The organism is Burkholderia sp. BCC1644, assembly GCF_902833225.1.
Classification (GTDB): Bacteria; Pseudomonadota; Gammaproteobacteria; order Burkholderiales; family Burkholderiaceae; genus Burkholderia.
The window spans coordinates 392071-412566 of the sequence record NZ_CADFEI010000002.1 but is presented as its reverse complement, the minus strand read 5'-3'; the positions used below and the strand labels follow the sequence as shown (position 1 = coordinate 412566).

At 66.8% G+C, this 20496-nt stretch carries 21 protein-coding genes; 9 read left to right on the top strand and 12 right to left on the bottom strand.

Annotation, left to right across the window (positions count from 1 at the left end):
- Positions 1–14: 14 nt before the first annotated feature.
- Both yfcF and HWX87_RS05180 read left to right on the top strand, forming a co-directional pair.
- Positions 15–647, top strand: a complete 633-nt coding sequence (gene yfcF / locus HWX87_RS05185; RefSeq protein ID WP_176046100.1) for a glutathione transferase — start codon at positions 15–17, stop codon at positions 645–647.
- Positions 648–653: 6 nt separating this feature from the next.
- Entirely contained in the window at positions 654–836 is a 183-nt protein-coding gene (locus tag HWX87_RS05180; RefSeq protein ID WP_176046099.1) for a hypothetical protein, read from the top strand.
- A 50-nt stretch (positions 837–886) separates the two neighbouring features.
- Here HWX87_RS05180 and HWX87_RS05175 read toward each other — a convergent pair whose 3' ends face one another.
- The 5 genes from HWX87_RS05175 to HWX87_RS05155 all read right to left on the bottom strand — a co-directional run bounded on the left by HWX87_RS05175 (position 887) and on the right by HWX87_RS05155 (position 6517).
- On the bottom strand, positions 887–2329 hold the full coding sequence (locus HWX87_RS05175) for an efflux transporter outer membrane subunit (protein ID WP_176046098.1): 1443 nt from the start codon (positions 2327–2329) through the stop codon (positions 887–889).
- Positions 2330–2339: 10 nt separating this feature from the next.
- Complete coding sequence (locus HWX87_RS05170; RefSeq protein ID WP_176046097.1) at positions 2340–3914, bottom strand: DHA2 family efflux MFS transporter permease subunit; 1575 nt, start codon at positions 3912–3914, stop codon at positions 2340–2342.
- A 13-nt stretch (positions 3915–3927) separates the two neighbouring features.
- Entirely contained in the window at positions 3928–5019 is a 1092-nt protein-coding gene (locus tag HWX87_RS05165) for an HlyD family secretion protein (RefSeq protein WP_176046096.1), read from the bottom strand.
- A 64-nt stretch (positions 5020–5083) separates the two neighbouring features.
- Complete coding sequence (locus tag HWX87_RS05160) at positions 5084–5515, bottom strand: MarR family winged helix-turn-helix transcriptional regulator (protein WP_176046095.1); 432 nt, start codon at positions 5513–5515, stop codon at positions 5084–5086.
- Positions 5516–5596: 81 nt separating this feature from the next.
- Complete coding sequence (locus tag HWX87_RS05155; protein WP_176046094.1) at positions 5597–6517, bottom strand: LysR family transcriptional regulator; 921 nt, start codon at positions 6515–6517, stop codon at positions 5597–5599.
- Positions 6518–6608: 91 nt separating this feature from the next.
- Between HWX87_RS05155 and HWX87_RS05150 the strand changes: the two genes are divergently transcribed.
- From HWX87_RS05150 to HWX87_RS05140, 3 genes are all read left to right on the top strand, one after another.
- Positions 6609–7037: a MarR family winged helix-turn-helix transcriptional regulator gene (locus tag HWX87_RS05150; protein WP_176046093.1), complete on the top strand. Its 429-nt coding sequence runs from the start codon at positions 6609–6611 to the stop codon at positions 7035–7037.
- A 177-nt stretch (positions 7038–7214) separates the two neighbouring features.
- The gene (locus HWX87_RS05145; protein ID WP_176046092.1) at positions 7215–8462 is read left to right on the top strand and encodes an aconitase X; all 1248 of its coding nucleotides are present in this window, start codon (positions 7215–7217) and stop codon (positions 8460–8462) included.
- Positions 8455–8949, top strand: coding sequence for a DUF126 domain-containing protein (locus HWX87_RS05140; RefSeq protein WP_176046091.1), 495 nt, complete (start codon positions 8455–8457; stop codon positions 8947–8949). The genes HWX87_RS05145 and HWX87_RS05140 overlap by 8 nt, the downstream gene beginning before the upstream one ends.
- Here HWX87_RS05140 and HWX87_RS05135 read toward each other — a convergent pair.
- The gene (locus tag HWX87_RS05135; RefSeq protein WP_176046090.1) at positions 8889–9995 is read right to left on the bottom strand and encodes an AraC family transcriptional regulator; all 1107 of its coding nucleotides are present in this window, start codon (positions 9993–9995) and stop codon (positions 8889–8891) included. The genes HWX87_RS05140 and HWX87_RS05135 overlap by 61 nt on opposite strands.
- A 75-nt stretch (positions 9996–10070) precedes the next feature.
- Here HWX87_RS05135 and HWX87_RS05130 point away from each other — a divergent pair, with 75 nt between their 5' ends.
- Positions 10071–12104 (top strand): NADPH-dependent 2,4-dienoyl-CoA reductase, encoded by a 2034-nt coding sequence (locus HWX87_RS05130; RefSeq protein ID WP_176046089.1) that lies wholly within the window; start codon positions 10071–10073, stop codon positions 12102–12104.
- A gap of 24 nt (positions 12105–12128) precedes the next feature.
- Here the strand turns inward: HWX87_RS05130 and HWX87_RS05125 are convergent, their stop codons facing one another.
- Together HWX87_RS05125 and HWX87_RS05120 are read right to left on the bottom strand one after the other, a co-directional pair.
- Entirely contained in the window at positions 12129–12539 is a 411-nt protein-coding gene (locus HWX87_RS05125) for a DUF2471 family protein (RefSeq protein ID WP_176046088.1), read from the bottom strand.
- Between the two features lie 138 nt (positions 12540–12677).
- Entirely contained in the window at positions 12678–13571 is an 894-nt protein-coding gene (locus HWX87_RS05120) for a LysR family transcriptional regulator (RefSeq protein ID WP_176046087.1), read from the bottom strand.
- Positions 13572–13657: 86 nt separating this feature from the next.
- On the opposite strand from HWX87_RS05120, the gene HWX87_RS05115 reads away from it, so the two are divergent.
- Together HWX87_RS05115 and HWX87_RS05110 are read left to right on the top strand one after the other, a co-directional pair.
- Positions 13658–14443: an NAD(P)H-dependent oxidoreductase gene (locus HWX87_RS05115; protein WP_176046086.1), complete on the top strand. Its 786-nt coding sequence runs from the start codon at positions 13658–13660 to the stop codon at positions 14441–14443.
- A gap of 129 nt (positions 14444–14572) precedes the next feature.
- On the top strand, positions 14573–15760 hold the full coding sequence (locus HWX87_RS05110) for a hypothetical protein (RefSeq protein WP_176046085.1): 1188 nt from the start codon (positions 14573–14575) through the stop codon (positions 15758–15760).
- Positions 15761–15861: 101 nt separating this feature from the next.
- On the opposite strand, the gene catC is transcribed toward HWX87_RS05110, so the two are convergent.
- The 3 genes from catC to HWX87_RS05095 are packed head-to-tail and all read right to left on the bottom strand — an operon-like array spanning position 15862 to position 18263.
- Positions 15862–16152 (bottom strand): muconolactone Delta-isomerase, encoded by a 291-nt coding sequence (catC, locus tag HWX87_RS05105; RefSeq protein WP_059237400.1) that lies wholly within the window; start codon positions 16150–16152, stop codon positions 15862–15864.
- Positions 16153–16195: 43 nt separating this feature from the next.
- The gene (gene catA, locus HWX87_RS05100) at positions 16196–17098 is read right to left on the bottom strand and encodes a catechol 1,2-dioxygenase (RefSeq protein WP_176046084.1); all 903 of its coding nucleotides are present in this window, start codon (positions 17096–17098) and stop codon (positions 16196–16198) included.
- A 31-nt stretch (positions 17099–17129) separates the two neighbouring features.
- Entirely contained in the window at positions 17130–18263 is a 1134-nt protein-coding gene (locus HWX87_RS05095; protein WP_176046083.1) for a muconate/chloromuconate family cycloisomerase, read from the bottom strand.
- A 91-nt stretch (positions 18264–18354) separates the two neighbouring features.
- On the opposite strand from HWX87_RS05095, the gene HWX87_RS05090 reads away from it, so the two are divergent.
- Positions 18355–19245: a LysR family transcriptional regulator gene (locus HWX87_RS05090; protein ID WP_176046082.1), complete on the top strand. Its 891-nt coding sequence runs from the start codon at positions 18355–18357 to the stop codon at positions 19243–19245.
- Between the two features lie 152 nt (positions 19246–19397).
- On the opposite strand, the gene andR is transcribed toward HWX87_RS05090, so the two are convergent.
- Positions 19398–20357, bottom strand: a complete 960-nt coding sequence (andR, locus tag HWX87_RS05085; RefSeq protein ID WP_176046081.1) for an anthranilate 1,2-dioxygenase regulatory protein AndR — start codon at positions 20355–20357, stop codon at positions 19398–19400.
- Positions 20358–20496: the final 139 nt, after the last annotated feature.

Here is a 20496-nt window from a genome sequence, read left to right as displayed (position 1 = left end):
ACAAGGAGCCTGCAGTGCAAACCGGCAATCTCCGTCTCTACGCGGATGCGCAATACACGAGCCCCTACGCGATGTCGGTCTTCGTCGCGCTCGAGGAAAAGGCGCTGCTTTACGAACTGGTGACCGTCGATCTCGGCAACCGCGCGCATTTCGCGCCGGACTATGCGGCGACGTCGCTGACGCAACGCGTGCCGACGCTCGTGCACGACGATTTCGCGTTGTCGGAATCGTCGGCGATTACCGAGTATCTCGACGAGACGTTCCCCGGCGCACGGCTCTATCCGGCCGAGCCGCGCCAGCGTGCGCGGGCGCGGCAGGTGCAGGCGTGGCTGCGCAGCGACCTGATGCCGATCCGCACGGAACGGTCGACCGAAGTGCTGTTCTACGGCCCGTCGAGCGAGCCGCTGTCGAGTCTCGCGCAGGCCGCCGCACAGAAGCTGTTCGCGGCTGCCGACAAGCTGCTCGCGCCGGGCGCGGTGAACCTGTTCGGCGAGTGGAGCATTGCGGATGTCGATCTGGCGGTGATGCTGAACCGTCTGGTGCTGAATGACGATCCGGTGCCGCAGCGCCTCGCCGACTATGCGCGTGCGCAGTGGGAGCGGGCGTCGGTGCAGCGCTGGGTGAAGCTGAAGCGGCCGCCGCTGTAATTCGCGATGAATGTGATCGGGCCGATCGTCATCGTGCTCCTGCTGGCGGCAGGCGTGTTCGTTGCGGTCCGGTTCTGGCACATGCTCGTCACACGTATCGTCACCGTGATCGTCGGGCTTGGTATTGCGTGGATCGTGGCTTACTCGATCGCGTTGACGACGGTCCAGTGTCTCGGATCGTGCGGCTGAAGAGCGGGGCGCCGGCAAGTATTGAAGCCGGCGCCGTATCGTGATCCCGCCTAGTTTTTCGCCACAGCGTCAGTTTCCGTCTGCGGCCCACCCGCCGCGTCATTCCTGCTCCACCCGCCCCCAAGCGACCGATACAACGCCACCGCCGCCAGCGCGTGCTCCCGCTTGAGCTGATTGAGCGAATCCGAATCCCGCAGATAAACCTCCTGCGCTGACAGCACATCCAGAAAATCCGTCGCGCCACCCTTATAGAGCTGATTCGCCAACCCAAGCGCCTTGTCCGACGCCGAGAGCGCGCTACCCAGCTTCCGCGTCGCCTCATCGGAACTGACGAGATTCGCGCGCGCATCCTCGACTTCGCGCAACGCTTGCAGCATCGTCTGCCGCAACCCGAGTTCCGACTCACGCATCCGGCTTTCGCTCTGCGAGATATCGGCGGTAATCCGCCCCGCGTTGAAGATCGGGCTCGTCGCACTCAACGCCGCGCTGAACAGGTTATCGGTCAACGTCGGCAACCCGAGATACGAAGCCGCCAGAATCCCGTCCGTCAGGTTCAACGAAAACTTCGGATACCGCTCGGCTTTCGCCACGCCCACTTGCGCCGCGCGCCGCTCGACCTGCGCATACGCCGTCAGTACATCGGGCCGCCGCAACAGCGCCTGCGAAGGCAGCGTCCCCGGCGCGCCAACCGGCGGCGCCGGAATGTCCCCGGCCTGCACCAACACGAGCCGATCGACCGATTCCGGCGTGCGCCCCGAATACACGGCGATCAGATTGAGCTGATGCGAGATCTGCGCCTGCGTCGGCGGAATCCGCGCTTCGAGCGCATCGAGCTGGTTCTGCGCACGGGTAACGTCGAGTTCCGTCGACAACCCGAACGCCTGCCGCTTGCGCGTGAGTTCGAGCGCATGCTGCCGGATCTTCGCGTTGTCCTGCAGGATCTTCAACTCCTGCTGCGCCCAGCGCAGATCGACATACGCGGATGCCGCATCGGCAGCAAGCGCGAGCCGCATCGCATCTTCCGCATGTTTCTGCCCGACGAGTTCGGCCTGCGCGGCAAGCAAATCGAGCCGCTCGCCGCCGAATACATCGGGCGACCAGCTCAGCGCAAGCCCCGCGCCAGCCTGACGGACATACCCGAGCGGCGGCGGCGTGTTCTGCCGCGCGTCGGCCGCATGCGCGGTCGCGTCGAGTTCGGGCAGCAGCACCGCACGCTTCTGCACGGTCAGCGCCTGCGCCTGCTTCACGCGTTCGGCGGCCGCCTGCAGATCGAGGTTGCCGTCGAGCACGGTTGCGATCAGCTTGTCGAGCACGGGATCGTGGAATTGCGCCCACCATGCGGCGGCGTCGATGTCCGCGCGCGGCACGTCCGTGTCCCAGGCGGTGGGCGCGAGCGTCCGAACGGATTCGGGCAGCGCCGGATGCTGCGCGGGCTGCACCGCGCACCCGGCGGCGAATGCGCTGACAGCCAGCGCGAGAAGTAGCTTTTTCATGATGAAGATCTCAGTGCGCGTCCGGCGGCGGCGCGTTCAACGTAATGGGCTTGGAAAACACGACGGCAAGCAGCGCGACGACGAAGCACAGCGACAGCGCGTAGTACGCGTCGGCATACGTGAGCGTCAGCGCTTCGCGATAAATCAGCCGATGCAGGTTCGCGAGCCCGGCCTGCGCGGTATTCAGCGTATTGCCTGCCACCGAGCCCCAGTAAGCCGCCTGACGATCGAGCAGCGACGCGACTTGCGGTTCGCCGGCACTCACGTGCTCGTTCAGCCGCAGATAGTGAAAATTCAGCCGGTCGTTGAGCATCGTCGCGCTCACCGCGATACCGATCGCGCCGCCGAGGTTACGCATCAGGTTGAACAACCCGCTCGCCGATTTCAGTCGCGATTGCGGCAGCGAGCCGAGCGCCATCGTCACGATCGGCGGCACGCTGAATTGCTGACCGATGCCGCGCAGCGCCTGCGGCAGCAGCAGTTCCTGCCAACCCCAGTCGTGCGTGATCGGCGTGTACAGGTAGCAGCCGAGGCCGAAACAGATCAGCCCGAACACCAGCAGCGCACGCATGCTGAAGTAGCGCGCCGCGAACGCATACGCACACAGCGCGAGCAACTGGAACGCACCGACCGACAGCAGCGCGATACCGATCTGCAGCGAGCTGAACGCACGCACCTGCGCGAGAAACAGCGGCGTGAGGAACACGGTCACGAAGATCCCGATGCCGGTCACGAACGACAGCAGGCTGCCGATCCCGAAGTTGCGCACGGCGAGCGCGCGCAAGTCGACGATCGGATCTTTCGCGGTCAGCGCATGCACGAGGAACAGGAAACCGCAGATGCCGGAGATCCACGCGCAGATGACGATCGCGTCGTCGCCGAACCAGTTCTTGCGCGGGCCTTCTTCGAGCACGTATTCGAGGCAGCCGAGGAAGCCCGACATCAGCACGATGCCGAGATAGTCGCCGCGCTTGATGAGGCTGAGGTCGGGCTCGTCGATATGCACGTAGCGCGGCACGAGCGCGGCCACCGCGATGCCCGGCACGAGGTTCAGGTAGAACAGCCAGTGCCACGACCATTGGTCGGTGATCCAGCCGCCGATCACGGGGCCGATCGCCGGCGCGAGCGACGCGAGCGCGCCGATGGTCGTCGACGCGATCAGCCGCTGCTTGCCGGGAAACAGCACGAACGCGGTGGTGAACACGGTCGGGATCATCGCGGCGCCGAGCGCGCCTTGCAGCCCGCGAAACAGGATCATCGAGTTGATGTCCCACGCGAGCCCGCACAGCATGCTGGTGATCGTGAAGCCGACGGCCGATGCGACGAACAGCCAGCGCGTCGACATCACCTTCGACAGCCAGCCCGACATCGGGATCACGATGATCTCGGCGATCAGGTAGGCCGTCTGCACCCACGACAGTTCGTCCTGGCTGGCGGAAAGGCCGCCGCCGATGTCGCGCAGCGACGACGCGACGATCTGGATGTCGAGCGTCGCCATGAAGAAGCCGATGCACATCAGCGCGAACGCGAATACGCGCTGCCTGGTCGGTTGCGACGCGGGGTCGCCGGAAAACGCGGTGGTCATCGCCTGCTCCCGCTCAGTTCGCGTGATCGGTATGCACGGTCACGACCGCGGACAGGCCGGGGCGCAGCACGTGTTCGATACCGGGCTGCGGATCGAGGTGCACGCGCACGGGCACGCGCTGGACGATCTTCGTGAAGTTGCCGGTCGCGTTCTCGGGCGGCAGCACGCTGAAGGTCGCGCCGGTCGCGGGCGCGACGCTGTCGACACGGCCGTGCAGCCGCGTGCTCGATGCATCGAGCGCGACGTCGACGCGATCGCCCGCGCGCATCTTGCGCAACTGGTCTTCCTTGAAGTTCGCATCGATCCACAGCCCGGAAGCCGGCACGACCGTCAGCAGCGGCACGCCGACGTTCGCGAGCATGCCGACGCGGCCCGTGCGGTTGCCGACGTAGCCGTCGACCGGCGAGCGGATCGTCGTGTATTCGACGTTGAGCGCCGCGACGCGCTGCGCGGCCAGCGCGGTATTCACGCGGGCCTGTGCATCGGCGAGTTGCGCGCCGAGCACGTCGAGTTGCCGCTTCGCTGCGAGCAGCGCGGCGTCGCTGCGTTCGACGGCCGCGCCGGCTTTCGAGTAATCGGCGTCCGCGCGCTCGACGATCTGGTTCGACACGGCGTCGGATTTCACGAGTTCGCGGTAGCGCACGCGGTCCGAGGCGGCGCGCGTCAGTTCGGCCGAGGAGGCGTTCTTGTCCGCCGCGTGCTGGCCGATTACCGCGAACTGCAGTTGCTGCTTCGCTTCGAGTTCGGTCACGGCGGAGCGCGCGCTGTCGACTTCGGCAGTCGCCTGTGCGAGCTTCGCGTCGTAGTCGCGCGCATCGAGCTGCACGAGCACGTCGCCGGCCTTCACGCGCTGGTTGTCGGTCACGAGAATTTTGTCGACGAAGCCGTTGACCTTCGGCGCGAGCACGGTCACGTCGCCGCCGACATACGCATCGTCGGTGCGCTCCTGGAAACGCAGCACGAACAGCCAGTCGAGCACGGCCGCGGCCACGACGACGACGGTGACGCCTACCGCGATGCGCATCCACGGCACGCTGCGCTGCTTTGCGGGCCGCTCGGTTGTGGCTGCTTCGCGTGACGCGGCAGCGGCTTGGGTCGTTTCCATCGTTTCACCTATGTATATGCACTAATCAAAACGATCGACGGCATCGCGTCGATCGGGGAAGGGGCTAGCGTTCCTGCAGGTTGTGCGTGATCCGGAACAGTTCGTCTCTCAGGCGGGCCGCCCGCGTCGGCCCGAAGCGCCGCTCGAACGCTTCCTGCGCGGCGAGCCAGTGCACGTGCGCGTCGGCGACCTTCGTTTCGCCGTCGGCAGTCAGCGTGAAGGTCTGGCGGCGGTACGGCGGCTCGATCATGCCCGTCACCAGCGCCGCGCCGACGAGCGGCTTGAGCGCGCGCAGCAGCGCGGTGCGTTCGATCACCAGCACGCTCGAGAGCGCCGCCATCGTCAGGCCCGGCCGGTCGCGCAGCAGCGCGAGAATGCTGTACTGCGACGGCGTCACGCCCGCCTGCGACAGATAACGCTCGTAGAACTGCGAGATCCGGCGGGCGGCTTGCCGGACCGCAAAGCAATCGTCGTCGGTGAGGGTGATCTTGTGCATGTGCACATGTTAGGGCGCAGGGCTGTGTGAAGCGATGGGCGGGGCAGGATCAGATTGGTGTCGTGGCTGTACCAATCGCCATCAGGCGGCCGCCGGGACGATCCAGCCTTCGCGGTCGCAATAGGCGGCCGTGTAGTCGATGAACGCCTTTACCTTCGCGGGCAGCAGCACGCGGTTGGCGTACGCGAGCTTGATTTCGACGAACGCGTCGATGAGGTCGGCGTCCGCCAGCAGTTGCACGAGCGCGCCCGACGCGAGTTCGTTCTGGACGAGCGTTTTCGGGACGACGCCGATGCCGAAGTCGTGCATCACCATTTCGCGGTTGAAGACGGGGCTGTTCGACGAGATGTCGAAGCGAAACGGCACGGTCAGCAGGTCGCCGTCGACGCGAAACGACAGCGCGGGCCGGCGCAGCGACGGCGACAGCGGCACGAATGGATGCTCGGCGAGATCGGCCGGCGTCTCGGGGCGGGAATGCTCGCGCAGGTAGGCGGGCGTCGCGACGATCACGACCGGAATGCGCTCGACCAGCCGCACGACGGTCGATTCGCTCGTCAGCATGTAGGGCACGACGATGCCGATGTCGTAGCCTTCGCCGACCAGATCGACCGGGCGCTCGGTCAGCGTGACGTCGAGGCGCACCTTCGGGTGCGCGCTCTTGAAGCCGGCGATCAGCGGCACGAGCCGGTTCAGCGCGGCCGTCGTGTGCGCGACGAGGCGCAGCAGGCCCTCGGGTTCGCGCGTTTGCGTTTGCGCTTCGACTTCGAGCGCGTCGAGTTCGTCGAGCACGGCCGCGCAGCGCTCGTAGATGCGCTCGGCCGTTTCGGTCAGCGACACCTGACGCGTGGTCCGGTGCAGCAACCGGCTGCCGAAGCGCGCTTCGAGATCCGCGACCGCGCGCGACACGACCGGCCGCGCGAGGCCGTGCATGTCGGCGGCGCGCGTGAAGCTGCGCATTTCCACCACCGACCGGAAAATCCGCAGCTTGTCGATGTAGTCCATGTCCGTCTCCTTGACGCGATGGCCGGCCGCCGGCCTGGTTACGGCGGAGTGTACATTGACTTTATGCATATGCACATATAAATTGCCGAACATGAACGACACTTCGATTGCCCAAGCGTGCAACTGCCTCGCGCTACGTCAGGCGGCGCGCTTCGTCACGCAACTGTACGAACGCCATCTGGCCCCGGTCGGCGTGACGCCCGCGCAGTTCTCGATCATGGCGAACCTGACGTCCCGGCCCGGCCTGTTGATGAGCGAACTCGCCGACAAGCTCGTGATGGATCGCACGACGCTGCTGCGCGCGTTGAAGCCGCTGCAGCGCGACGGTTTCGTCGCGACGGCCGCGTCCGAGCACGATGCGCGCGCGCATGCGCTGCACCTGACGAAGCTCGGCGAGCGCACGTTCGCGCAAGCCAAGGTCGCGTGGCAGGCGGCGCAGGACGAATTCGAGACGCAGTTCGGCAGCGAGCGCGCGAAGGCGTTGCGCGGCGAGCTGTTCAGCCTGACGGCGGAACGTTAGGCGAACTGGAACGGAATTCGAGCCATCGGTCGCTTTGGCGGCCTCTCATGGTGTGAATTGGTTTTGAATCTGTCCGGATCGATGCTGATCTGGACAGTTTTTATTTCCAGTTGTAGAGTCCTCTGACGGATTTCACGGGCCGGCGCACGGCCGGGTACGAGTCACGAGGAGCAACCGATGCTGCAGTTGAGTGACCGCGACGACGCGATGTTGCGCGGGGATTTCGGCGATGGCGTCGCGCGCGCGATGCGGATCGTCGCGCGTACGGCGCAGGTGATGTCCGCGCCGCACCTGATCGACATTACGTCTGCCCATATCGACGGCTGTCTTTATCACGGCCAGACGAGCCTCGACTTCGTCGAGTATTTCGTCGACACCGGCGCGAAGGTCGCGGTGCCGACCACCTTGAACGTCGGGTCGCTCGACCTGATCCATCCCGAGCTGTATCACGGCGACCGCACGATCCAGCGCGATGCGCAGCGCCTGATGGACGCGCATCTGCAACTCGGCTGCGAATCGAGCTTCACGTGCGCGCCGTATCAACTGAAGAACCGTCCCGCGAAAGGCGAGCAGATCGCGTGGGCCGAATCGAATGCGATCGTGTTCGCGAACTCGGTGCTGGGCGCGCGCACGAGCCGGTATGGCGATTTTCTCGACCTGGCGGCCGCGATCACCGGGCGCGCGCCGTATGCGGGCCTGCATGTCGAAGCGAACCGCGCCGCGCGGATCGTGTTCAACGCGCCGGATTTCAGCGGCCTGGCGTCGCGCGACATTTATTTCGCCGCGCTCGGTCTGCTGATCGGCAAGATCGCGGGCGCGGTCGTGCCGGCGATCGTCGGGCTGCCGGCGGACACCACCGAAGACGAACTCAAGGCGCTCGGCGCGGCGGCCGCATCGAGTGGCGCCGTCGCGCTGTTTCATGCGGTGGGCATCACGCCCGAGGCGCCGACGCTGGACGCCGCGCTGCATGGGCGAGCGGCGCAACGCACGGTCGACGTCGCGATGACCGATCTCGACGAGATTCGCCGCACGCTGAACCACGGCGCGGCCGGCGACGCACTCGTCGCGGTGGCGCTCGGCACGCCGCACTTTTCGCTGGCCGAATTTCGCACGCTCGATACGTTGCTCGACGCGTTCGACGGCAAGCCGGCCTGCGATTTCTACGTGAACACGAGCCGCTTCATCCTGTGGGAGCTGGAGGAAACCGGCCTCGCCGGCAAGTTCGCGGCGCGCGGCATCCAGATCGTCGTCGATACCTGCACGTACATCACGCCGGTGATGAAGCAGTTGTCGGGGCTGGTGATGACCAACTCGGGGAAATGGGCGTCGTATGCGCCCGCGAACATCGGCGTGACGGTCGCGTACGGCAGCATGCGCGAATGCGTGCGCTCGGCGTACGAAGGAAAGGTGCGATTCGATGACTGAAGCGACGGGCAAGGGATTGACGGGCGACACGCTCGTGCCGGGCAGCGCATGCGCGCGGCCCTTCGTGCTCGACAAGCCGCTCAGCTTCTGGGGCGGTTACGACTCGGGCGCGGGCAGGATCGTCGATCGCGGGCATCCGCAGGCCGGCGCGAGCCTCGCCGGCAAGGTGATGGTGATGCCGCATGCGAAGGGCTCGAGTTCGAGCAGCAGCGTGCTCGCGGAAGCCGTGCGCAACGGCACGGGGCCGGTCGCGATCGTGCTGAAGGAGCGTGACCTGATCATCTCGATCGGCGCGATCGTGGCCGCCGAGCTGTATGCGATCGCGGTGCCGGTGGTGTGCGTGAGCGACGCCGTGTACGACGCGATCGTCGCCGCGACGGGCGATGTGCGGATCGAAGCGGGCGAGGGCGATGGTGGGGCGCGGATCTACCTCGGTGACGCAGGACCTGACGCCGTTTCCCCCAACCGGCCGGCTGCCTCCCGGTAAGCACTCGGCGTCTGCCCGGCCCAGCGCCGGAATGCGCGCGTGAAATTCGCCGGGTCGGTGAATTGCAGCCGCTCGGCGATCGTCTTCAGGTCGAGATCCGACGCGGCGAGCAACTGCTTCGCGTCGCGAAACCGTGCTTCGTCGAGCAACTGCCGATAGCTCGACCCGGCTTCCTCGAGCCGGCGCCGCAGCGTGCGTGTCGATACGAGTAGCGCATCCGCGAGCGTGTCCGGCCCAGGGTAATCGCCTGCCGCACGCGCCAGTTCCGCGCGCACACGTTCGACGAGGTCACCTTCCTCCTGACGCACCTGCGCATACTCGCGCTCGACCTGCACGAGCGCCTGCCGGTGCGCGACTTCATCGGCGAGCGGCAGCGGCCAGTCGAGCACGTCGCGCGCGATCCACAGCGCGTTGGCCGCGCAGCCGAATTTCACTGGTGGCAACTGGTCGCGATAGCGCGCGAAATACGCGGGCTCCGGCCACGCGAACTGCAGCTCGATCGGCGGCGACGCGCGCCCGGACCATTGCGAGATGTTCTGCGCGAGCCCCGTCAACACGAACTCGAACATCACGTGATGCTGCAGCACGGGGCTGGCCTGCACGCCGTGCAGTTCGAGCGTCGCGCCGCGTTCGTCGTCCGCATGGGTCAGCCGGTACTGGCGATTGCGCATCCGGAAGTAGCGTTGCGTGACGGACAGCGCTTCGCGGATGTCCCGCGCGGTCAGCGTCGCGTAGCCGAGAAAGCCGTGCACGGTCGGCTTCAGCAGCAGCCCGAACGCGAGCCCGATGCCCGGATCGCCGCCGATCTCGATCGCATTGAGGACGAGCCGCCCCCATTGCGACGGCGCGACGCGCGCGTCCGGTTCGGCCAGCACCGCATCGCGCAGGCCAGTGCCGGCGCGCACGGCGGCCAGGTCGACGCCGCGGGCGGCCAGCGCCTGCAGCAGCAGGCGCGTATAGGCGACCGGAATCGTCGGCCGACGCAGCCCGAGGCGGTCCTTGGCGAGTGGGGAGGTCATGTCGTTTTGGCCGGAAATGACAAGCATTATGGCTGTTTGCCCCCTCACGCTCAAGGCGGCGCGCGCCTACGATGACAGGCATCGCTTATAGGCTCGACCATCATGACAACCACCTTTCCCCACCTGCTCGCGCCGCTCGACCTGGGCTTCACGACGCTGAAGAACCGCGTGCTGATGGGCTCGATGCACACGGGCCTCGAAGACAGCCGCAAGACGCTGCCGCGGCTCGCCGAATATTTCGCCGAACGCGCGCGCGGCGGCGTCGGCCTGATCGTGACGGGCGGCTTCGCGCCGAACGTGGCCGGCTGGACCAAGCCGTTCGGCGGCACGCTGATGACGTCGGCCGCCGCGCGGCGGCATCGCGAGATCACCGGCGCCGTGCACGCAGAAGACGGCAAGATCGCGCTGCAGATCCTGCATACGGGCCGCTACGGTTACCACCCGTTCGCGGTCGCGCCGTCGAAGATCAAGTCGCCGATCTCGCCGTTCGCGCCGCATGAGTTGAGCGCGGGCGGCGTCGAGCGGCAGATCCGCGCGTTCGTGCGTTGCGCGAAGCTCGCGCGCGAAGCCGGTTACGACGGCGTCGAGATCATGGGCTCCGAGGGCTACCTGATCAACCAGTTCATCTCGATGCATACGAACAAGCGCACCGACCAGTGGGGCGGATCGTACGAAAACCGCATCCGCCTGCCGATCGAGATCATCGAGCGCACGCGCGAAGCGGTCGGCCGCGATTTCATCCTGATCTACCGGCTGTCGATGCTCGACCTGATTCCCGACGGCAGCGACTGGAGCGAAACCGTGCAGCTCGCGAAAGCCGTCGAGCGCGCGGGCGCGACGATCATCAACACGGGGATCGGCTGGCACGAGGCGCGCGTGCCGACGATCGCGACGTCGGTGCCGCGCGGCGCGTTCGCGTGGGTGACGAAGAAGATGAAGGGCGAGGTCGGCATTCCGCTCGTGACGACCAACCGGATCAACCGGCCGGAAGTGGCCGAGCAGATCCTCGCGGACGGCTGCGCGGACATGGTGTCGATGGCGCGCCCGCTGCTCGCCGATGCCGAATTCGTCGTCAAGGCCGCGCAAGGCCGCGCCGACGAAATCAACACCTGCATCGGCTGCAACCAGGCGTGTCTCGATCACGCGTTCAAGAACAAGGTCGCGTCGTGCCTGCTGAATCCGCGCGCGTGCCACGAGACGGAGCTGAAATACACGCCCGCGCAGCAGCCGAAGCGAATCGCGGTGGTCGGTGCGGGGCCGGCCGGGCTCGCATGTTCGACCGTGCTCGCGCAGCGCGGCCATCACGTCGACCTGTTCGATGGCGCGTCGGAGATCGGCGGCCAGTTCAACATGGCGAAGCAGGTGCCGGGCAAGGAAGAGTTTCGTGAAGCGCTGAGCTACTTCGGCCGCCAGGTCGAGCTGACCGGCGTGAACCTGCACCTGAACCGCCGTGTCGATGCGAGCGACCTGATCGCGGGCGGTTACGACGAGATCGTGCTCGCAACGGGCGTCGCGCCGCGCGACCCGAAGATTCAGGGGCAGGACGGGCCGAACGTGCTCAGCTATATCGATGTGCTCGCGGGCAAGCAGCCGGTCGGCCGGCGCGTCGCGGTGGTCGGTGCGGGCGGGATCGGCTTCGATGTCGCCGAATATCTGGTGCAGGACGGCGAATCGCCGGCGCTCGATCTGGAAGAGTGGAAGGCCGAGTGGGGTGTGACCGACCCGGCCGCGACGCGCGGCGGCGTGACGCGTGCTCAGGTGTCGGCGCCGGCGCGTGAGGTGACGCTGCTGCAGCGCAAGGCCGCGCCGCTCGGCAAGGGGCTCGGCAAGACGACCGGCTGGATTCACCGCGCGACGCTGAAGATGAAGCAGGTGAAGATGATCGGCGGCGTGAACTACGAGCTGATCGACGCGCGCGGGCTGCACGTGTCGTACGGCGAGCAGCGTACCGATCACGAGCTGATCGAAGCCGACACGATCGTGCTCTGCACGGGGCAGGAGCCGCAGCGCGCGCTGCTCGCGCCACTGCAGGCGGCCGGGCGCTCGGTGCACCTGATCGGCGGTGCGGAACTGGCCGCCGAACTCGACGCGAAGCGCGCGATCGATCAGGGTGCGCGGCTCGCGGCGCGGCTGTAACGGTACGGCCGCGCGTCGCCGCCGTCACTCCATCTCGACGCGCTGCGCCTCGCGCTCTTCCGCTTCCAGCATCGCCTTGACGATCAGGTAGACGGCGGGCAAATCGTCGTCGTCGCGCTTCCAGTCCACGGATTCCTCGACGTCCGCGGCGACCATCCGGCTGTCGCGCAACCGGATGAAGGCGTCGACGACCATCGGATCGTTGCGGTTCAGGAAGCCGGAGTTCGAGAACGCCAGCTCCTCGACATTCAGCAGCGCCTGCCAGCTCATCGTGCGGACGGCGGCCGGATGGCTGCGGCGCCGCAAGCCGAGCGCCCGCTGCGCGGGGCCGCCGACGACACGCTGAAGATCGACGACCGCCTGCCGCGCGGCGCGCTCGAAGTGGACGGGGTTGAAGCCGGGTTGCTCGGGATCGAATGCGGATGACTGGAACATGGTCGCCTCACTAAAGACCGTCTCGGGGGACGGAATTCGGGTCAAATGACGCAGAAACACTGTAAATATATACAGTGTCTGGCGCACTTTCAAGCCCCCGATGACAGCAGATGGCAGCCGTTCGGCAACCGGGCCGTTTCAGACCGCCGCCGCGATGGTCTCCCGCAGCCAACGATGCGCCGGGTCGCGATGCACGCGTTCATGCCACAGCATCGACATTTCATAGCCGGGCACGTCGACCGGTGCATCCACCACGCGCAGCGCGGGCACGTCGCGCACCAGCCGCTCGGGCAGCATCGCGACGAGATCGGTGCTCGCGACGGCCGACATCACGAACAGGAAATGCGGCACCGACAGCACGACGCGCCGCGCGGCGCCGACCTTCGCGAGCGCTTGGTCCGTCACGCCGAAGAAGCCGCCGCCGTCGGGCGACACGATCACGTGTTCGAGCGCGCCGAACTGCGCGAGCGTGGGGCGCCGCTTCAGCTTCGGATGCCCGGCGCGGCCGATGAGCACGTAGCGCTCGACGAACAGCGGCAGGCGCCGCATGCCGGCCGGCGATCCTTCGGTCGTATGGAACGCGAGGTCGATGCCGTTTCGTTCGGCATCCTGCTCGATGCGCGGCGGCACGAGTTCGACGACGGCGAGCCGCGTACCGGGCGCGGCCGAACGCAGCGTGTTCAGCGCGGGCAACACGATCGTCGATTCGCCGTAGTCGGTCGCGGCCACGCGCCACGTGTTCGTCGCGGTAGCGGGATCGAACGGTGTGGCCGGAACCACCGCGCGCTCGACCGCCTCGAGCGCATCGCGCAACGGCTCGCGCAGCGCTTCCGCGCGCGCGGTCGGCCGCATCCCGCGCGGCCCCGGCAACAGCAGCGGATCGCCGAACACGTCGCGCAGTTTCTGCAACTGCACGCTGACCGACGGTTGCGACATGTTCAGCTTCTCGGCCGCGCGCGTGACGTTGTGCTCGGCGAGCAGCACGTCCAGCGTGACGAGCAGGTTCAGATCGAGTCGCCTGAGATTATTCATGGCTATACCTGGAATATCAGGAATTCATTTTAAATATACCTTCGGCGGCGGCATCCTGCAGTCATTCAATCAACGGAGTGACGAACATGAATGTGCTGATCGTGTATGCCCATCCCGAACCACGTTCGCTGAACGGCGCGCTGCGCGACTTTGCCGTCGAGCATCTCGAAGCGGCGGGCCACAGCGTGCAGGTGACGGACCTGTATGCGATGAACTGGAAGGCGGCGTTCGACGCGAACGACGTGACCGATCGCGCGCCCGACGCGCGGTTCGATCCGTCGCTGGACTCGAAGCACGCGTTCGCGACGGGCACGCAAAGCGAAGACATCGCGCGCGAGCAGGACAAGCTGAAGTGGGCCGATGCGGTGATCCTGCAGTTTCCGCTGTGGTGGTTCTCGATGCCGGCGATCATGAAGGGCTGGGTCGAGCGTGTGTATGCATACGGGTTTGCGTATGGCGTTGGCGAGCACTCCGATACGCACTGGGGCGATCGCTACGGCGAAGGCTCGTTTGCCGGCAAGCGGGCGATGGTGATCGTCACGACGGGCGGATGGGAATCGCACTACAGCCCGCGCGGCATCAACGGGCCGATCGACGACATACTGTTCCCGATCCAGCACGGCGTGCTGTATTACCCGGGGTTCGACGTGCTGCCGCCGTTCGTGATCTACCGCACGGGCAAGATGAACGACGCGCGCTTCGAGGAAACGCGTGCGGCGCTTGGCCGGCGTCTCGACGATCTGTGGACCGAGCAGCCGATTCCGTTTCGTCGGCAGAACGCAGGTGATTACGCGATCCCGGCGCTGACGCTGAAGGACGGGATCGCGCCGGGGCAGGTGGGGTTTGCGGCGCATCTGGCGCATGAGCATTGATTGCGGGCCGCGCGGTCATGTCGACACGTGCGGCCAAATCAAGTAGTTTCCGGAGATCGACGCGATTCGTCTGCACAATGGGCCGGCGCGGCCCGTACCGCGAATCGGTCTCGACGGAGAACAACAATCATGCCTTTCGAACCCACGGGCCAATCGGAACCGGCCGAACACGACGATCGCGCCAGCCTGCTGATGGCGCTCGAAGCCGGCGGCTATCTCACCGAGGAACAGGCGGGGCGCGTCACGCAGCGCCTGAAGGACACCCCGGCCGAGCTTCCCGATACCGATTCCGCCCGCACACTGCTCGACTGGCTGATCGCCGAGGGCTACACGACGTCGGATGCCGAGGCGAAAGCGACGCAGGCGCTGCTGGACGGCCGCGCCATGGACGTCCGCGCGAAACTCGTCCTGATGCAGATGCTGGAGGAGATCGATCCGCCCTGGTTCGAGCAGCGCCTGAACGAAACGGTCGCATCGATCCAGCGCGAGCAAAAGAAGAAGCAGATGCTGATCGGCTTCGGCGGCCTGGCTGCCGCGCTGGCGGTCGGCGCTTACCTGTTGTGGCCCGCATCGGCGCCCGCGTGCAGTGCGTCAAGCACCGTCAAGACGCTGAATTCGCTGATGTTCGACGCGCGCATGGACATGATGCGCAAGAACCCGATGCAGATGCTCGACAAGGGCAGCACGCCTTTTCCGCGCGTCAGCAACCACCGCGAAGTCGGCTACGACGAAGCCAACCAGGCGCGCGGCTGCCTGGCGGACCTGACCGTCGCCGACGAGCACACGACGCTCGGCTATGTGGTCCGGCACGACGACAAGGACAAGAGCGAGTTCGTCGTGCAGACGTTCCCGGCGGAATACGTGACGGCCCGCTACAGCGCGCAGGGCCTCAACCCGAAGCTCGGCGCGCCGCTCGGGCGCGACGTCATCAGCACGGCGTTCATGACGGGCGTCGCGCAACTCGACAAGAGCGTGTCGGAGCGCTCGCCGAGCTACGGCAAGCCGATGCCCGGCAGCGACGAACCGACGACGCTGACGAGCAGCGTGCTGGGCGTCATACCGTCCGCCGATTGCAAGCAGATCGACGGCGACCATGTGTCGTGTCCGTTGCTGATCGATTATCGCGACCGGCTGCTCGGCGCGATCGGCGCGCCGTCGATGCTGCAGCTGAAGGGTGATTTCACGTTCGTCAAGGACGGCGCCGGCTGGAAGACTGCCGACGACTTCGACAAGACGCTGATGCAGGCGATCGTCGCACGACGTGTCGCCAAGGTGTATGGCGACGAAGTCGCCGACAAGATGGATGCGCAGAAGTAAGCCGCGCGGCGGCATGATCCGCCGCCGCGGATGACGAAGTGAAACGGGCGGCCCGCGATGCAATCGCAGGCCGCCCGTTTTGTCAGTGCTCGACCGCGAGCCTAGCGATCGTCGTCGCGGATCGACGACGGATGCCGGCACAGCGCCCGCACTTCCATCTCCATGTACGGGAACAGCGGCAACTGGCTCAGCAGGTCATGCAGTTGCTGTACGCTTTCGACGTCGAAGATGCTGACGTTCGCATACTGCCCGGCGATCCGCCACAGATGACGCCAGACGCCTTCGTTCATCAGCCGCTGGCACATCGCCTTTTCTTCCGCCTTCAGCGTCGCCGCCTTGACCGGATCCATGTCCGCCGGCAGGCGAACGGTCATTTCCACATGAAACAGCATCCTGCACTCCTTGAGTTGTCGATACGTCGAACGGGAAGGGCGCTCAGGCCTGTGCGCGTGCCCGCTCGACTTCGCTTCCCGGTACGTCCTGCTTTTCCTTGAGCAGCGAGAAGTCGAAGTCGATCAGCGCGAACTGCCCGTCGACGCCATACGGCTTGCCTTCCGCACCTTCCGCCTGCTTGACCGGCGGGATCAGCCCGTCGCGCGTCGCGAACGCGAAGTCGTCCCACAGATGCGGATCGCCGTCGATGTTGATCTGCGTCGTCAGCTTACGATAACCGTCGGCCGAAACGAAGAAGTGAATGTGCGCCGGACGATGGCCGTGGCGGCCGAGCTGGTCGAGCAGCTGCTCGGTCTTGCTGCCCGGCGGCACGCTGTAGCCCACCGGCAGCACGCTGCGGAAGCTGTAGCGGCCGTCGGCATCGGTGCGGATCGAGCGGCGCAGGTTGAACGCGGGCTGCGACTGGTCGAAGTACGAATAGTTGCCCAGATGGTTCGCGTGCCACACCTCGACCAGCGCGTTCGCAAGCGGCGCGCCGTCGTGGCCGAGCACCTGGCCGCGCATGATCAGCGTCTGGCCCGGGTCGGTGCCGTCGTCGAGACGCGCATGGCCGAGCGATTCCGGCGCACCGGCGACGTACAGCGGCCCTTCGATCGTGCGCGGCGTGCCGCCCTGGATGCCGGCCTGTTCCTCGGCTTCGTCCATCCGCACGTCGAGGAAGCGCTCGAGGCCGAGGCCTGCGGCGATCAGCCCGAATTCCCGGCCGGCTTCGTTCAGGTAGTTCAGTGCCGTCCAGAACTCGCTCGGCTGCACGTCGAAATCCTCGATCGTGTAGCAGATGTCCTTCACGATCCGGTTGACGATCGCGCGCACGCGCGGATTGCCCGGCTTCTCGGCGGCGTCGTCGAAGGTCTTCAGCAGTGCGTCGATGGCTTGCTTGTTCATCTGTGTCTCCGGTTGCGGTTGTCGTGTGGGGTCAACGGGTGCCGCGTTGCATCCGTTCGATGCGGGCCCAGTCGAAGGTGATGCCGAGGCCGGGCGTCGCCGGCAGGTGCAGCTTGAAATCCTGGTAACGCAGCGGCTCGACGAGGATTTCCTCGGTGAGCAGCAGCGGGCCGAACAGCTCGGTGCCCCATTTCAGCGAGTCGAACGTGCTGAACAGTTGCGCGGACGCCATCGTGCCGGCCGCGCCCTCGAGCATCGTGCCGCCGTACAGTTCGATGCCGGCCGCCGCCGCGATCGACGCGACGCTCGCCGCGCCCTGCAGGCCGCCCGATTGCGCGATCTTCACCGCGAACACGTCGGCCGCGCGATCCTGCGCGAGCGCGAATGCATCGACGGGGCCGTGCAGCGCCTCGTCGGCCATGATCGGCACCTGTGCGAGCTGCGTGAGGCGTTTCAGTCCCGCACGGTTGGTCGCGGCGATCGGCTGCTCGACCAGGCTCACGCCGGCTTCCGCGAGCCGCGCGCCGGCCCAGATCGCGTCGGTCTCGCTCCATGCCTGGTTCACGTCGACCCGTACGTCGCCGCGCTCGCCGAGCGCGCGCTTGATCGCGACCACGTGCGCGACATCGTCCGCGACCGCGTTCGAGCCGATCTTCAGCTTGAACGCACGGTGGCGGCGCGCGTCGAGCATCGCTTCGGCTTCCGCGATGTCGCGCTGCGTATCGCCGCTCGCGAGCGTCCAGGCGACGTCCACCGCATCGGTCCGGCGGCCGCCGAACAGCTCGGACAGCGGCACGCCGAGACGCCGCGCCTGAGCGTCGAACAGCGCGGTCTCGATCGCGCACTTCGCGAAGCGGTTGCCCTGGAACAGCTTGCGGGCGCGCGCCATCGCGGCGCCCGGACGCGTCGCGTCCATGCCCTGCAGCAGCGGCGCGAAGTAGGTGTCGATGTTGACCTTGATGCTTTCGGGGCTTTCCTCGCCGTAGGCGAGGCCGCCGATGGTCGTCGCCTCGCCGACGCCTTCGATACCGTCCGTGCATCGAACACGGACCAGTACGAGGGTCTGGCAGTTCATCGTGGCGACCGACAATTTGTGGGGCCTGATCGTCGGCACGTCGACGAGCAACGTCTCGATGCGTTCGATGGTGGCGGCAGTTGCTATCATGCGATTCCTCCTGTTGGTGCACATGGTAGGAATTCCCGCCCCGCGTCGTCCAACACTCTTTCCGACTACTTCCATACCTTTGAGGCATGAAATGGAATTGCGTCAGCTCCGCTACTTCATTGCCGTCGCCGAGGAAATGAACATCACGCGGGCGGCCGAGCGGTTGCACATGACGCAGCCGCCGCTGAGCCGCCAGCTCCAGGCGATCGAGGACGAGATCGGACTGCCGCTGTTCGAGCGCGGCGCGCGGCCGCTGAAGCTGACGGATGCCGGCCGCGTGTTTTATGCGCAGGCGAAGCGCCTCGTCGACCAGGCCGACGAACTCGGCCCGCTGACGCGGCGGCTCGCGCAACTGTCGGAGCGGATCGTGATCGGCTTCGTGCCGTCGACGCTGTACGGCGCGCTGCCGGACGTGATCCGCGCGTTTCGCGAGGCGCAACCGGACGTCGAGCTGTCGCTGATCGAAATGTTCACGCTGGAGCAGCTCGGCGCGCTGAAGGGCGGGCGGATCGACGTAGGCTTCGGCCGGCTGCGGTTCGACGACGACCAACTGGTGCGCGAGGCGCTGATCGAGGAAAAGCTGATCGCGGCGCTGCCGGTCGGGCATCCGCTCGCCGATCCGGCCCGGCTGCTGACGCTCGCGGATATCGCGAACGAGACGCTGATCGTCTATCCGAGCACGCCGCGGCCAAGCTTTGCCGATCAGCAGCTGTCCGCGTTGCGCGACGGCGGGCTGGTGCCGGCCGCCGTGCACGAGGTGCGCGAGCTGCAGACGGCGCTCGGGCTCGTGGCCGCCCAGGTGGGTGTGTCGCTCGTGCCGGAGAGCGTGGAGGGCGTGCGCGTAAAAGGGGTCGTCTACCGGCGGTTGCCGGAGCCGGCCGCGACGTCGCCGATCATCATGAGCCGACGGCTGCACGGCGAAAGCGCCGCCACGGCCGCGTTCTGCGCGATCGCGCGGGAGATGATCGGGGCGGCGGCCTGATGGGCGCTGCCGCCTTCAAGCATCGCAACTAACGGTCTGTTTCGGCGCGCGCCGCGAATGCGGAGAGGATGTCGCAATGTCGCGCGTGCCGATGCAAGCTTCGCGCCGGTCGTACAGGTCACTGGCCGCAGCCTGCGCCAGCGAATGCGCCGCTATCGCTTCGCGTCGAGCGTTTCCGACGGCGATTCCCCGAACTTTTCCCGATACGCGATCGCGAATCGCCCGAGGTGGGTAAACCCGCAATCGAGCGCGACATCGGCGATCCGCCTGTCGGACATCGCGCCGCGCAACAGCTCGCGCGCATGGTCGAGCCGCGTCGCGCGCAGGTATTGCATCGGGCTCATTCCGCGGAACTGCAGGAACGCGTCGCGCAGCGTCCGCTCCGGCACGTTGGCGGCCAGGACGATATCGGCGAGTTGCAGCGGCTGCGTGTAGTGCGCGTTCACGAACTCCTGCGCACGCCGCACGAAGCCCGGCGCCGGGTCGCGGTGTGACGCGTGCAGCACGGACGGCGGGTGGCCTTCGATCAGCAGGTCGATCAGCAGGTGCTCGAGCTGCGACGCGACGCGCGGGTTCGCGTTCGCGCGTTCGAGCAGTTCAGGCGAACGCGCGACGAGCATCAGTTGCTGGCGCCACGCGGCGAGTGCGGCGTCGCTGACATGCAGCACGGGATCGAGCGTCGCGCGCGGGTCGCCCGTCAGCGAGCCGACCGTTGCCGCGTCGATGCGCAGCACGAATTGCTCGCAATCGGCTGACAGCACCGCGTCGAAGGGCTCCCCGGGCGCGCACAGCACGCCGGTCTGGCCGTCGACGCCGAGCTGCCGCCCCATCGCGCGCACCTCGGCCTGGCCGGACAGGCAGAACATCAGCAGGTAGTAGCCGTCGACCGCGTCGACCTGCACGCGCATCGCGTCGCCGAATGCGATCGTGCCGATCCCGAGCCCGCCGAGCCTGACGAAATCCATGTGCGACGCACCATGCGTGCGGCCGTTCGGCAGCAGCGCATGCGGCTGCATCACGCGCGAGATCCGCTCGCGCGTCTCGTCGAGATCGCGGGATTCGAACAGCCGGTGCGCGCGCAGCGCGAGCGGCTCGAACGACGTTGGGGACATGGGCCTCAGCCTTTGTATGTGCGACGCGCGCTTCGATCCGATGAATGGGACGCGATCGTGCGCAGGGTCGTGTGTGCCGCCATGCTAGCGCAGAAATCCGCCGAAAGTGGATATTGCACCGCCGCAATCGCACTTTCCG